Raw genomic sequence first — 13,387 nt, forward strand, 5'->3', positions numbered from 1 at the left:
CCACGGCCGATACAGGAGTCCCACCATGTCGAGCCCGACCGAACCCCGCCCGACGCCGGTCCGCAACGACCGCACCCATTTCCTCTACATCGCCGTCATCGTCGCCGTCTTCCTCGGCATTGGTGTCGGATTCTTGTTCCCGGACTTCGCCATCCAGCTGAAGGATGTCGGTACCGGGTTCGTCAACCTGATCAAGATGATGATCAGCCCGATCATCTTCTGCACGCTGGTTCTCGGCATCGGATCGGTTCGGCAAGCCGCCAGTGTCGGCAAGGTCGGCGGTCTCGCGCTCGTCTACTTCCTGGTGATGTCGACGGTCGCACTGGCCATCGGACTGGTGGTCGGGAATATCGCCCAGCCCGGCTCCGGCCTGAACCTGACCGACAAGCTCCGCGCGGCCGGCCAGAAGCAGGCAGCCGGGGCGCACACCAGTACGTCGGACTTCATCCTCGGCATCATTCCGAAGTCGTTGCTGTCCTCGCTGACCGAGGGACAGGTACTGCAGACGGTGCTGGTCGCCTTGCTGGTCGGGTTCGCGCTGCAGGCAATGGGCGCGAAGGGCCGGCCGATCCTGACCGGCATCGCTCACATTCAGCGGCTGGTCTTCAAGGTCCTGTCGATGATCATGTGGGTCGCGCCGGTCGGTGCCTTCGGCGCGATCGCCGCAGTGGTTGGTGCGGCGGGCTCGACCGCGCTGGTCAGCCTGCTGAAGATCATGGTTGCCTTCTACATCACGTGTCTGCTGTTCGTAATCGTTGTCCTGGGCACCATCCTGCGGGCGGTGGCCGGAGTCTCGATCTTCCAGTTGCTCCGCTTCCTCGGCCGTGAGTTCCTGCTGATTGTGTCGACGTCGTCGTCGGAGACCGCGTTGCCGCGGCTGATCGGGAAGATGGAGCATCTCGGGGTCGACAAGTCCGTCGTCGGTATCACCGTGCCGACCGGGTACTCGTTCAACCTCGACGGTACGGCGATCTATCTGACGATGGCGTCGCTGTTCATCGCGGAGGCGATGAACACGCCGTTCTCGATCGGGCAGCAGATCTCGCTGCTGCTGTTCATGATCGTGGCCTCGAAGGGCGCGGCCGGTGTCACCGGTGCGGGCCTGGCGACGCTGGCCGGCGGTCTGCAGTCGCACCGGCCGGAGCTCGTCGACGGTGTCGGTCTGATCGTCGGCATCGACCGGTTCATGTCCGAGGCGCGGGCGCTGACGAACTTCGCGGGTAACGCGGTCGCGACGGTGCTGGTCGGCCACTGGGTCGGCGAGTTCGACAAGGAGCAGGCCAAGCGGGTGTTCTCCGGCAGCGACCCGTTCGACGAGGTCGCGTTCGCCGCCGGCGACACCCACGCCGGCGACACGCACGGCGGCGACACGCACGGCGGCGAGGCCCCGGCGGCCGTCGAGGCCAGGACCGCGAACGTATAGACCATCTGTCCCACCCCTCAAGCGCTGCCCGCCGGAACCACAGCCCGGCGGGCAGCGCTGTGTGCGGACCGCCAGGCCATCACAATCGCCTCCCCGGCGGCGCCCCAGGCGGGGGAAGCCCGGGCGAGCGCACATTGTGATGGCCTGGGCGTCCGCACTACTTTCCGTGCAGGAGTTCCACCACCGGGGCCAGGTCCTCGAGGTACGTCGAGTTGACGGTGATGTACGACGTGCCGAACTCGTCGCGGCGCCGCTGCAACTCGTCCGCCATCTCCTCGGGCGTACCGCGGAGCAGCATCAGCGAGTCGCTGGCCTCGAGTACTTCGGGATCGACGCCGGTCGCGCGCTTCGTCCACGGTGGCAGTTCGCGGGTGCCGGCCGCGAACAGGTTCATCGCCAGCTCGATGTCGTCCGCCCGCGCTCCGGCCAGCTTGCGCAGTTCCTGCACCAGCTGAGCGACCTCGGCGCGCGGCGTCATCGCGTCCTTCGCCAGCGAGACGATGTCGGCGCGGGCGGCGGCCAGTGCGAGCGCCCGCGGACCACCGGCGGCCAGCATGATCGGCGTACGGAGGTCCCCGTCGAGTTCCTGCAACGTGTCCAGGGTCCGGCGGACCTGGTCGCGGCGCTCCTTGGCCGAGCCCCACGGCAAGCCGATGTCCGCGGTCTGCTGCTCCGCGTCCGGACGCCCGGTGCCGATTCCGAACTCGAACCGCCCGTCCGTGAGCACGGTCAGCGTGTGCGCCTCCCACGCGGCCGCCCGCGGCGTACGCAACGGAGCCGCCGCGACGAACGTGCCGACCCGGATGTCCGCGACCGCGGCGGCCATCGCCAGCGACGGGAACGGCGACGGCAGCTGCAGCCCGTCGGGCATCAGTACGGTCGCATAGCCGAGGTCCGCCGCCCGGCGTACGGTCGTCGTCCACTCTGCACCGGTCCGCGGGCTGCCGACCACGCCGAACCGGAATCGCCTGTCGCTCATCGCCCCTGCTCCCTCCGATGGTTTGATGACTCCACACTGGCCGTAGCAGGGGTCTGTCCACATCCCACGGCGGGAGTCCTTCGGTGTACGCCGAAGGACGTACTCTGGTGACATGTCACGCAACCGCAGCCCCCTGTTGGACCGGCCCGGCGCTGTCGAGGCCGGCGGACTCGACGCCGGTGTCGCCGCGCACTACGGCTCGGATCTGCGCGAGCAACGTGCACTGGTCGCCGGTTCGGCGTTCGTCGACCTCTCGCACCGCGACGTCGTCACGATCACCGGGCCGGACCGGCTGACCTGGCTGCACGCGCTGACCACGCAGTACTTCGAGGGGCTCAAGCCCGGGACCTCCACGACGGCGCTGCTGCTGTCGCCGACCGGGCATGTCGAGCACGTGATGTACGGCGTGGACGACGGTGAGACGTTCTGGTTGCACACCGAGCCGGGCGCTGCCGCGGCGCTGGTGGACTGGCTGCAGAAGATGGTGTTCATGTCTCGCGTCGAGATCGCGGACGTGAGCGACGAGTATGCGATCATCTGGCGGCCGGGGGCGCCCCGAGGTGAGCACCTGACGCGGAGTGGTGAGGATTCGCTGGCCGGGCATGAGGTGTTCCTGCCGCGTGCAGAGTTGGCCGGGCTGGAGGCGGACGCCGCGGGAGTCTGGGCGTACGAGGCGCTTCGGATCGCGGCAGGGCAGCCGCGGTTCGGGCTGGACACCGACGAGCGCGCGATCCCGAACGAGCTCGGCTGGCTCGGTGTCGGCGTACATCTGAACAAGGGCTGCTATCGCGGTCAGGAGACCGTCGCCCGTGTCCACAACCTCGGACGCCCACCGCGCCGCCTGGTCCTGCTGCACCTGGACGGCTCGGTCGACCACCTCCCGGCGCACGGGTACACCGTCCGCGCCGGCGACAAGCAGGTCGGTTCGATCGGCTCCGCCGCCCGTCACCACGAGCTGGGCCCGATCGCCCTCGCCCTGGTCAAGCGCAACGTCGACCCCGACGGCGTGCTCGAGATCGTCGCCGAGGACCAGCCGATTGTGACCGCCACCCAGGAAGTACTGGTCGACCCTGAGGCCGGCCTGCACGTCCGCGCTCGCTTGTAGTACCTACACGCGGAGCCGGCGCCCGCTCGCCGGCAGGCCGGCCTTGCTCGACAGGCCGAGGGTGCGCAGGAACTGTTCGAGGCTGAAGGCCGCCATCCCGAGCGCGACCGGGTTGCCGGGGACCTGCGACGCCTCGACCGTCAGATCGGGCAGCGAACCGGGCAGGACGTGATCCGGCAGTTCCAAGCGGACCGCGGGGATCAGCCAGTCGCTCAGCGCGGACGTCGTCCAGCCGGTGAGGGTGATGTGCGAGATGTTCAGCAGGTTCACCAGGTCGCCGAGCGACGCGGCCAGGTAGTGCGACGTACGGCGGGCCAGTTCCGCCAGCGCGCTGTCGTCGTGCGCCAGACCGTCCGCGACCGCATCCACGAACCCCCGCTGCTGCGCTTCCCGGAGCGCGGCGTGGTCCGGGGCAATCTCGGTCAGTGTGGTCTGCAGGCCGCGGACCCCCAGGTACGCCTCGACGCAGCCGCGCCGCCCGCACCGGCACGCCCGGCCGTCGAGCTGCAGCAGGGTGTGCCCCCACTCGCCGGCGTTGTTCGCCTCGCCGCGCAGCAGCGCGCGGTCGATCACGATCCCGGCGCCGACGCCCGTACCGAGGTTGACCACCGCCATGCTCTTCGTCGTCCGGCCGACGCCGAACCACAGCTCCGACAGCGCGACCGCCTTCAGCGGGTTGTCGACGTACACCGGCAGGCCGAGACGCTCCGCGAGCAGCGCCTCGATGGTCACGTCGTGCCAGTCCCAGTTCGGCGCGAACACCGAGACGCCGGCGTCCGGCCGGACCTGGCCGGGCATGCTCACCCCGGCGCCGATGATCTGGTCCCGCCGGATACCGCCGTCCGTGACCGCCGCGTCGATCGCGCGGACGATGCCGTCGACGACGTACGCCTGCCCGTTCTGGTGCTCGTCGAGCGGGACCTGGCTCTGCCCGAGCGGCTGCAGCAGTACGTCGTACACGGTCGCGTCGACGTACGTCTCGGCGACGTCGATGCCGAGGATGCGGCCGCGGTCGGGGTCGATGGTGAGCCGCTCGTACGGGCGGCCGACCGTGTTCTGCTCGACGGTCGCGATCCGCAGCACGCCCTCGGACAGGAACTGGGTGACCAGCGTCGCCACCGTGGCCGTGCTCAGCCCGGTGTGCCGGGCGATCTCCTGCCGGGTCGACGGCCCCAGGGCGAACAGCGCGTGCAGCACCTCGAACCGGCTCTCGTTGCGCAGGTCCCGAGATGTCTGCCGCGGCAAGGTTCTCCCCTAGGTACTCTCGATCCTGACTGCCCGAAGCTCCGGTGTGCCCGGTCCGTCGACGCCCTGGACCAGCAGCGCCAGCCCGGACCAGCCCGGCGGGATCCACAGTACGTCGGGATCGCCGCCGGAGAACGCCGGCCGGTCGCCGAGCCAGACGCGTCCGAGGCATTCCCCGGACGCCCACCCGGTGACCCGGACCTGAGCGCCCTCGGGCCGTACCAGCGCCCCATTCTCCAACGTTGGAAGCGTCAGGTCGAGCCAGGCCTCCTCGCCCGGCCGGAGCGTGAGCGGCAGCTCGATGTCGAGACCTGCCTCGCGCCGGGACGCGAACTCGGTCAGTAGCTCGTCGTTCTGCGCCGAGCACGTCCAGTCACGAACCGGGCTCAGCGTGAGCAGTTCGGCACGGAGACCGCCGGCGCTCGGGTCGTGCGGGAGCGTCAGTGAGACCTGCTTGGTGCCCGCGGGCAGGAGCGCCCACGGATCCTCGCGGTGGACCGTCAGCGCCTCGCCGTCGTCGACGGTCACGCTGACCGGGGCGCGGACGCCGTCCAGGTGCAGGGCGGCCGGCGTCTTGGTGTCGACCCGGCGCGTGTAGGTGATCGGCGTCCCGACTCGGGTGCTGCTCCAGCCGGCCAGGTTGCGCACCGGAGCCGGGGCGCCGGCCCAGTGGCCGTCGACCGTCCAGAGCGCGGAGATGTCCTGCGCCCCGACGACGTTCCACATCGTGCCGAGGCCGCGCAGCGAACCGAGCCGCATCGACGGCAGCCGTACGTCGTCGAAGTTCGCGTGGCCCCAGATCTCGGCAGTGGCCCGGAGCTCGCCCTCGAGCCCGCGGACGTCGATGCGCTCGGTCGCCCCGAAGCCGGCCAGTGTGTGCACGCGGCCGCCGATCGACAGGTCGACGATGTCGGCCGCGCCGACCAGCAGCAGCTCGCCGGTCAGGTCGGTGGTCGTCGCGTACGTCCCGCGCCCGCGGTGCACGCCGAGCAACTCCAGCGGCGGTGGAACCTCATACGTTCCGGCCGGGATCGCGGGCGGCGCCGACGTACGTCGCTGTACGTTCGGACGATGCGTGCCGGGGGCGTCCGGCGGAGCGACCTCCGGCGGCGGCTCGACGGTGACCGTGACGCCTTCGACGATCCGCGACGTACCGACCGGAATCTCTTCGGTGGTGCTCCCAACGATCACGGTCACCGGCACGGACGAGCAGAACAGCAGGTCGTCCCGCGCAGCCATCAGATCGGCCGACGCGAGGCGCAGCGTGGTCTCGCCGAGCGGCAGGTCGAGCAGCATCAGCGGGCAGGAGTCGGCGGCCACCGCGACCGTGGTCCCTGCGATGGTCGCGTGACCGTCCTCGGTGCCGAGGTTCGGTACGGCGACCAGGCGGCCGCCACCGTCCAGGTCCAGCACCGAGTGCGACGAGCTCGTCGGGAAGTCGGCGCTCACCTCGATCGGCGCGCCCGGAGTGGCCGCGGCCAGTCGCGGCCCGAGCGCCTGCAGCACCCACGCGAGCACCTGCGCCTCGGCGTACTCCGGACGCTCCACGCCGGTGGACGACACGTAGCCGCCGAAGTCGTACCCGTGGCTCATGAAGTTCCCGGGCCGTCCCCAGTTCCCGGTCGAGGGGGCGTAGCCGAAGTTCCATCCCGAGGACTGCAGGTACGGCGCGATCAGCGAGGCGCCGCTCGCGAGCAACCGGCGGAGCGTCCGGTGCCGCCGGTTCGTCTCGGTGACGAGCAGCGGCAGCCCACGCTCCGCGAGCAGTCGCGCGTACCGCCGTACCTCCTCCTCCACGAACGGCGAGCCGTCGTCCGGATAGAAGTTGCAGGCCGGTACGACGTCCGCGACGTCGCCGGTGGCCCCGAACAGATCACCCTGACCGGAACACGCGATCAGCGGTACGTCGATGCCGTGGGCAACGGCCAGGTCGCGCAACGCGGAGATGTAGCCGGGCCGGTCGGCGCAGTCGAAGAAGTCCAGTTCGTTCTCGAGCTGGACCATGATCACCGTGCCGCCCGCACCGTGCTGACGGGCCGCCAGGATCGGCAGCACCTGGTCGAACCAGGCAGTCACCTGCGCGAGGTACCGCGGCTCGTTCTGCCGGACGCGCAGCGCGGGGTCGAGTCCGAGCCAGGCGGGCAGCGCACCGCCGTCCCATTCCGAGCAGATGTACGGACCTGGGCGGGCGATGACGTGCAGCCCGGTCTCGGCCGCGAGGTCCAGGAACGCGGCGACGTCCCGGCGGCCGTCGAACGCCCAGCGACCGGGGGAGAGCTCGTGGAAGTTCCAGGGCAGGTAGACGTCCACGCACGTGTACCCGGACCCGCGGACCTGCTCGAGACGCTCCCGCCACTGCTCCCGCGGCAACCGGAAGTAGAACAGCGACGCGCACAGCACGACCTGCGGTGTGCCGTCGATGGTGATGCCGCGCGCATCAAGAGAGACTGTCACTTGACCCCTGCGCTTCCGCCGCTGATGTCCATCTCGTACAGGTACCGCTGTCCCAGGTAGTACACCAGGATCATCGGCAGCGTGAGCAGGATGGACCCGACCATCACCAGGTTCCACGGGGGCGACTGCAGAGCCTGCGACGTACTGGTGATGTACTGCACGCCCAGTGCGAGCGGCATCTTGGACTCGTCGTTCAGGTAGATCAGCGGGCCCATGAAGTCGCCCCAGGTAGCGGTCAGCGTGAAGATGCCGATCGCGATCAGGACCGGTGCAAGCATCGGCAGCATGATCCGCCGGTAGATGCCGAAGAAGCCCAGCCCGTCGACCATCGCGGCCTCGTCGATCTCGCTCGGCAGCCGGGAGACGAACTGCCGGACCAGGAACACGTTGAAGGCGTTCGAGAAGAAGTTCGGCACGATCAGCGGCAGGTAGGTATTCACCCAGCCGAGGTCCTTGAACAGGATGAACTGCGGGATCATCGTGATCTGGGACGGGATCATCATGGTCGCGATCACCACGATGAACAGCGCGTTCTTGCCTGGCGCCCGCAACCGCGCGAACGCGTAGCCCACCAGCCCGCTGGACAGCATCTGGCCGAGCACCGCGCCGGCCGAGATGATCACCGAGTTCAGCAGGAAGCGCTGCATCGGCAGGTCGGTACCGAACACCCGGGTGAGGTTCTCCCAGTGGAACTCCCGCGGCAGGATCGTGAAGGTGTTCGCGTTCACCGTCTGGTCGCTGGACAACGCGATCGACACCACGAACACCAGCGGCACGCACAGCACCGCCGACACCAGGATCAGCGTCGCGTAGCTGAACGGAGACGCGCGGAACACCCCGACGACGCGTTCCTTCGTCGTACTGCGCTCCCGCGCCGGAGTCGCTGCGGAGAGTGCGGTGGCCATCTACTTCACCTCGGTTTCGTAGAACACCCAGCGGCGGGCCGTACGGAAGGCGAGCAGCGTGAACACCAGGATGACCAGGAACAACAGCCACGAGACCGCCGAGGCGTAGCCCATCTTGTAGAACGAGAACGCCTGGTCGAACAGCAGCGGCACCATCGTCTGGCTGGCGTTGTTCGGCCCGCCCTTGGTCAGGATGTACACCTGGGAGAACACCTGGAACGCGCCGATCAGCCCCATGATCAGGTTGAAGAAGATGATCGGTGTCAGCTGCGGGACGGTGATGCTCCAGAACTGCCGGATCGGTGAGGCGCCGTCCACCTCGGCTGCCTCGTAGAGCTCCCGCGGGATGCCTTTCATTGCCGCGAGCAACAGTACGGTGGCACCGCCGGCGCCCCACACGGACAGCAGGATCAGCGCGGGCTTCACCCACGCCGCTTCCAGCAACCACGACGGGCCGGGAATGCCGAACAGGCCCAGTGCGTCGTTCAGCGGGCCGGACGGCGCGAGCACCATCTTGAAGATCATCGCGGTGGCAACCAGTGGGACCAGCGTCGGCAGGTAGATCAGCGTCCGGAACAGCTTGCGGGCGCGAACCTGCTTGTTCAGCAGGTTCGCCAGCCACAGACCGATCACCAGTCCGAGCGGAACCGAGATCGCGGCGTAGTAGAACGTGTTCCACAACGCCTTCCAGAACACCGGGTCGTCGGTGAGCAGCCGGGTGTAGTTCTGCAGCCCGACCCACTTCGGCGGCGTGAACGAGTCCCAGTCGGTGAGCGAGATGTAGATCGACGCGATCATCGGCCCCAGCAGGAAGACCACGAAGCCGATGATCCACGGCGATGCGAACAGGTAGAACCAGAGCGCCTCGCGGCGCCGCAGTTTCGACATCAGCTCGACTTGACGATGGACTCGAGCTGCTTCTGGATCGCGGTCAGCGCGGTCCGTGCGTCCTGCTTGCCCAGCCAGAAGTCGGCCAGCCCGTCGTCGAACGCCTTCTGCAGCTCGTTCCACTGCGGGATGAACGGCGCCCGGTAGACGAAGCCGCTCGACTCACCGAACACGTTCAGGTTCACCGGCTTGGTCATCCACGACGGCTTCAGGAACGCGTCGCTCTTCTGTACGTCGAGGTTCGCCGGCACGTCCTGGCCGGTGGCGATGATCTGCTGCTGCGCGTCCGGTGACGTGAGGAAGTCGATCGCCTTGAACGCCGCCTGCGGGTTCTTCGCCGTACGGGAGATCGCGAGGCCACTGCCGAACGCGGTGACAGCCTGCTGCTTGCCCTTCCACAGCGGTGCGATGTCCCACTCGATCTTCGACTTCGTCAGGCCGCCGATACCCCAGAAACCGGTGGTGTTGACCGCGACCTTGCCGTTCGCGAACGCCTGGTCGCCGCCGACGTCCGCGCCCATGTTCGCGTAGTCCTTCTGGGTCGGTACGACGCCGTGCTTGAAGATCAGGTCGCCGGCCCACTGCAGCGCCTCGACCACCTCGTCGGAGGCGACTGCCGGCTTGCCGCTGTCGTCGATGATCTTGCCGCCGTTCTGGTACACGAAGCTCCACCACTGCGCCCACCAGCCCGAACCGGCGTACCCCCACTGCTTGCCCGGCACGGTCAGCTCCTTGAACGCCGACAGCGCGTCGTCCCAGGTCCAGTCCGCGCTCGGTGCCTTGACGCCCTTGGCCGCGAACAGCGCCTTGTTGTAGAACACGATCATCGCGCCGGACCGGTCCGGGATCGCGTAGACCTTGTCCTGGTACGAGTACAGCTTCCCGATCGAGCCGAACCGCTTCTGCAGGTCGAGGCCGGCCTTGCTCGCCAGGTCGTCGAGCGGCTGGATCTGGTTCTTGCTCGAGTACACGTTGACGCTCTCGGCGACCTGCATGATGTCCGGACCCTTGCCGCCGGCAATCATCGTCTGCACCTTCTGCGCGTACCCGTCGTTCGGGATCAGCTGCAGCGTGATCTTCAGCTTCGGGTACTTCCGCGTGACCAGGTCGATCCGCTTCTGGTACGTCGTCTTGTCGTTCTCGCCGCCCCACACCGTCATCACCAGGTCGGCGGCTTCCGCGTCGCCCGAGGCGGTGGCGGTCTTGTTGTCCGATCCGCAGGCCGTCAGCGTGATGACGCCGGCCGCCAGTCCCATTCCGAGAAATCCACGCCGTCCCAGCCGTGTCCCGTCCATCGTCATCGCCTGACCCTCCAGCATGTTGGACCCTGAGGGTTTCTGTTCAACCCTGAGGGTTTGGGTGGCGGTTAAACTAACCATTGGAATAATCGTTGACAAGACCTCGGCCCCCGAAACCCCAAACCGTGACCCAGCCCCCGCCCTCCCCGGCGGTGCGTCGGGATCGGGAGGGTTCCGTCCCGGATCGGGGAGAATCCTCCCCAAGTGGGTGAGCTGTGTGCCGGATCATTCGCAACAGGGTGTTTTGCACCTGTACAGTTCAGCCGTGACCGAACCTGTGATCCTGGCCGACGTCGTCCGCAGCGGCTTCGTCGAAGGCCACCACCGCGGCTCCGTCGTGGTGACCAGCCCCGACGGCTCCGTCGAGTGGTCCGCCGGCATCGTGGACGAGCCGATGTTCCCGCGCTCCTCCAACAAACCCATGCAAGCCCTCGGCATGCTCCGCAACGGCCTCCCCCTCACCAACGAACTCCTCGCCCTGGCCGCCGCCTCCCACTCCGGCGAACAGTTCCACCTGGACGGCGTACGCGAGATCCTCGCGGGTGTCGGTCTGGACGAGACCGCGCTGCGTACGCCGGCGTCCTACCCACTGGACGATCAGAGTCGCGACGAATGGATCCGGGCCGGTCACGCGCAGGAACGCATCACGATGAACTGCTCCGGCAAACACGCCGCGATGATCGCGACCTGCGTCCAGAACGGCTGGCCGATCCACGACCCGGCCCGCGAGAAGAGCCCGGACGGCGTCTGGGGACGCGACGACTACCGCTCTCCGGAACACCCGCTGCAGCAGGCGATCCGGCTAGCCATCGAGGACACTGCGGGTGAGAAGGTCGCCCACGTGGCGGTCGACGGCTGCGGAGCTCCCCTCGTCGCCATCAGCCTCGCCGGCCTCGCCCGCTCGTTCGGCCTGTTCGCGGCGGCACCTCCTGAAACCTTCGAAGGACGCATCGCAACGGCCTTCCGGCAGTACCCTGAGTACGCCAGCGGAAGCAGACGCGACGAAGCCGCTCTGATGCGCGCCGTACCCGGTCTGTTCTGCAAGATCGGTGCGGAGGGCGTGTACGCCGCTGGGCTCGCGGACGGTCGTGGAATCGCGGTGAAGATCGAGGACGGCGCAACGCGAGCCTCGTCGGTCGCCATCGCTGCCACCCTCCGCCGTTTCGGCCTCGACCACGAGGCAATCGACAAGCAAGTCTGCTTCCCGCTGTACGGCGGCAGTGTCGAGGTCGGCGCGGTCCGACCGAACCCCGCTGTCTTCGGCTGAGTCCGAGGCGGACGGGACTACAGCGCCTCGACATACGGTCGCGGCGCCCAGGCGGCGTCGACTTGCTCGCCTAGCAGTACGACATGGCAGTCGCCGGGGACGCCCTTGTGTGCGATTCGGTACACGAGTCCTGGTTGCAGGTTGTCGAGAAGGGGGCCGGAGACACGCGCACCGTCGAGGCGCCACGCATCACCGGCGTGGAACAGAATCGACGGGGAAGTGTCGGTCGGGCTGACCGTCACGGCCTGCGTTGATGCGGCCGTGCTCAGGTCGACCGTCGTGTGGACGTGATCGGCGCGGGTCGGCTGAAGGCGGTCGCAGGCGTCGGCTCCAGCCCGCACAACGGTGTGCTCCGTGACGGAGCCGAGCAACTGGATCTCTCCCTCCGGCGCATCGATCGTCACAAGGCCAGGTGACCCGGCCCTGCCAGACAGCGCGGTCCATCGCTCTCCACTCGAACAGCGCGCCGCTGGACCTTCCTGGTACTTCGACGACTCGGAGGAGCCGCGCGCCGAGGGACTGGTAATACGTCTGCAAGCTCTGGTTGGTGCGCCAGACGTCCCATCGCAGAACCGAGAGTCCACGACGGCGCGCGTACATGAATCCCGCGTGCAGGAGGAGCTGGCCGAGTCCTTGCCCCGCGTATTCGAGACCGGTGGCGATCTTCGAGGTGTAGAGGGCCGGAACGCTTCGCTCCGATCGGCTCCAGAAGTCGTGGTCGGCGCGGGTGCTCAGCGTGATCGTTCCGACGGTGCGGCGGGCTTCGTCGAGAAGCAGCCATGTCTCGCCGGCGGCGATCGTCGCCGAGGTGTCGCGTGCTGGGTCCTTCTTGGACCACTGAGCGAAACCGCGCTCGGCGAGCCAGGTGGCCCGTGCGGTCAGAAGCTCAGCGACAACTGCCGTGTCGTCCGCGGTTGCTCTAACGAGAGTGAACGTCACAACTCTTGTCCCTCGATGGATTCGCCGTACCCGTCGCTCGGAGCTTCGTCGTCGGCGTCGGACAGCCTGCTTCCTTCCGCGAGCTGACGGCGGATCGCGTCGACACCCTCCGCGCTGCCGGTCTCCCAGATCAGCCGATTACGACCGCCCAATCGCACCGTCTGGGTCACGCGTGTCACGCGTGTATCGGTGGCTGCCGTACGCGTTTGCACCAGCAACGGCGCGCCGAGGATAACGCCGAGGTCCGTCGAGTCCTCATCGTTGGCCGCAGCATCGGTTACTTCGTCTCGATGCGCGGTTTCCCGAAATCCCCGTTCCGTCAGGCGTCGGATGGTCCCTTCTTCGATGTCGTGCGGAGTGTCGAGCCCGGTCTGCGCTGCGAGATCGGGTGCGTACCAGCTCCGCTCCCGTGACCAAGGTTCGCCGTCGAGCAACTGGAGTGTCGTTCGTTCGACGACGATCGTGTCGGTGGGAAGCCCGAGACGTTGGGCAACGTGAGCCGGTGGCACACGCATGACCATCGTGAACCGCTTCGTCGGCACCCGTCGGGCTCGGCGCGCATTCTCCGTGAATGCGTCGGTTCCGGATCCCGAGCGCCCCGGTCGGAGCGCGTCGGTCGCGTGAAAGTTCGTCCGGCCGCGGGATCTGACGATGACGCCGCGCTTGCCGTTGACGTAGCCGGAGTAGGCGAGGCCCATGCGCTGTAGTTCGTTCACGGCCTGGCGTCCGGTCGATGGTGAGATCCCGTACTCGTCGGCCAGGTCGCGGACGGTCGGCAGGAAATCGCCCGGGCGGTACTGGCCGGCGTAGATCGCGCGGGTCAGGTCCTCCAGCACCTGCTGATAGGCGTGCGCCACGTCTCGACTCCTCCTGCGTGCTCGGCC

At 68.1% G+C, this 13,387-nt stretch carries 11 protein-coding genes and 1 pseudogene; 3 read left to right on the top strand and 9 right to left on the bottom strand.

Going from position 1 to position 13,387, the window contains the following annotated elements:
- Window positions 1–25: 25 nt before the first annotated feature.
- On the top strand, window positions 26–1,423 hold the full coding sequence (locus JOF29_RS28785) for a cation:dicarboxylate symporter family transporter (protein ID WP_209697539.1): 1,398 nt from the start codon (window positions 26–28) through the stop codon (window positions 1,421–1,423).
- A 157-nt stretch (window positions 1,424–1,580) separates the two neighbouring features.
- Here JOF29_RS28785 and JOF29_RS28790 read toward each other — a convergent pair whose 3' ends face one another.
- Complete coding sequence (locus JOF29_RS28790; RefSeq protein ID WP_209697540.1) at window positions 1,581–2,402, bottom strand: LLM class flavin-dependent oxidoreductase; 822 nt, start codon at window positions 2,400–2,402, stop codon at window positions 1,581–1,583.
- A gap of 112 nt (window positions 2,403–2,514) precedes the next feature.
- Here JOF29_RS28790 and ygfZ point away from each other — a divergent pair, with 112 nt between their 5' ends.
- Complete coding sequence (ygfZ, locus tag JOF29_RS28795) at window positions 2,515–3,507, top strand: CAF17-like 4Fe-4S cluster assembly/insertion protein YgfZ (protein WP_209697541.1); 993 nt, start codon at window positions 2,515–2,517, stop codon at window positions 3,505–3,507.
- Between the two features lie 3 nt (window positions 3,508–3,510).
- Here the strand turns inward: ygfZ and JOF29_RS28800 are convergent, their stop codons facing one another.
- From JOF29_RS28800 to JOF29_RS28820, 5 genes are read right to left on the bottom strand one after another with little or no spacing between them, the layout of a single operon-like run.
- The gene (locus JOF29_RS28800; RefSeq protein WP_209697542.1) at window positions 3,511–4,752 is read right to left on the bottom strand and encodes an ROK family transcriptional regulator; all 1,242 of its coding nucleotides are present in this window, start codon (window positions 4,750–4,752) and stop codon (window positions 3,511–3,513) included.
- Window positions 4,753–4,761: 9 nt separating this feature from the next.
- Window positions 4,762–7,206 (bottom strand): beta-galactosidase, encoded by a 2,445-nt coding sequence (locus tag JOF29_RS28805; protein WP_209697543.1) that lies wholly within the window; start codon window positions 7,204–7,206, stop codon window positions 4,762–4,764.
- Window positions 7,203–8,111, bottom strand: a complete 909-nt coding sequence (locus tag JOF29_RS28810) for a carbohydrate ABC transporter permease (RefSeq protein WP_209697544.1) — start codon at window positions 8,109–8,111, stop codon at window positions 7,203–7,205. The genes JOF29_RS28805 and JOF29_RS28810 overlap by 4 nt, the downstream gene beginning before the upstream one ends.
- Complete coding sequence (locus JOF29_RS28815) at window positions 8,112–8,999, bottom strand: carbohydrate ABC transporter permease (protein WP_209697545.1); 888 nt, start codon at window positions 8,997–8,999, stop codon at window positions 8,112–8,114. It lies immediately after the preceding gene.
- The gene (locus JOF29_RS28820; protein WP_245359559.1) at window positions 8,999–10,318 is read right to left on the bottom strand and encodes an ABC transporter substrate-binding protein; all 1,320 of its coding nucleotides are present in this window, start codon (window positions 10,316–10,318) and stop codon (window positions 8,999–9,001) included. Before JOF29_RS28820 ends, JOF29_RS28815 begins: the two co-directional genes overlap by 1 nt.
- A gap of 244 nt (window positions 10,319–10,562) precedes the next feature.
- On the opposite strand from JOF29_RS28820, the gene JOF29_RS28825 reads away from it, so the two are divergent.
- Window positions 10,563–11,564 (top strand): asparaginase, encoded by a 1,002-nt coding sequence (locus JOF29_RS28825; protein WP_307863749.1) that lies wholly within the window; start codon window positions 10,563–10,565, stop codon window positions 11,562–11,564.
- 17 nt (window positions 11,565–11,581) lie between these two features.
- On the opposite strand, the gene JOF29_RS43705 is transcribed toward JOF29_RS28825, so the two are convergent.
- The 3 genes and pseudogenes from JOF29_RS43705 to JOF29_RS28835 form a co-directional block, all read right to left on the bottom strand.
- On the bottom strand, window positions 11,582–11,968 hold the full coding sequence (locus tag JOF29_RS43705; RefSeq protein ID WP_245359563.1) for a hypothetical protein: 387 nt from the start codon (window positions 11,966–11,968) through the stop codon (window positions 11,582–11,584).
- A gap of 118 nt (window positions 11,969–12,086) precedes the next feature.
- Window positions 12,087–12,503: pseudogene (locus JOF29_RS46125) on the bottom strand (GNAT family N-acetyltransferase); the annotation flags it as partial.
- Window positions 12,500–13,339 carry a GntR family transcriptional regulator gene (locus JOF29_RS28835; RefSeq protein ID WP_209697548.1) on the bottom strand — a complete coding sequence of 280 codons (840 nt, stop codon included), beginning with the start codon at window positions 13,337–13,339 and terminating at the stop codon, window positions 12,500–12,502. The pseudogene JOF29_RS46125 and the gene JOF29_RS28835, both read right to left, overlap by 4 nt.
- Window positions 13,340–13,387 lie beyond the last annotated feature (48 nt).

The sequence above is a fragment of the Kribbella aluminosa genome, from assembly GCF_017876295.1.
Lineage (GTDB): Bacteria > Actinomycetota > Actinomycetes > Propionibacteriales > Kribbellaceae > Kribbella > Kribbella aluminosa.

Bases quoted from the DNA above. Each gene is read 5' to 3' on its own strand.
- JOF29_RS28785 (WP_209697539.1), top strand. From the start codon at position 26: ATGTCGAGCCCGACCGAACCCCGCCCGACGCCGGTCCGCAACGACCGC.
- JOF29_RS28790 (WP_209697540.1), bottom strand. From the start codon at position 2,402: ATGAGCGACAGGCGATTCCGGTTCGGCGTGGTCGGCAGCCCGCGGACC.
- ygfZ (WP_209697541.1), top strand. From the start codon at position 2,515: ATGTCACGCAACCGCAGCCCCCTGTTGGACCGGCCCGGCGCTGTCGAG.
- JOF29_RS28810 (WP_209697544.1), bottom strand. From the start codon at position 8,111: ATGGCCACCGCACTCTCCGCAGCGACTCCGGCGCGGGAGCGCAGTACG.
- JOF29_RS28815 (WP_209697545.1), bottom strand. From the start codon at position 8,999: ATGTCGAAACTGCGGCGCCGCGAGGCGCTCTGGTTCTACCTGTTCGCA.
- JOF29_RS28820 (WP_245359559.1), bottom strand. From the start codon at position 10,318: ATGCTGGAGGGTCAGGCGATGACGATGGACGGGACACGGCTGGGACGG.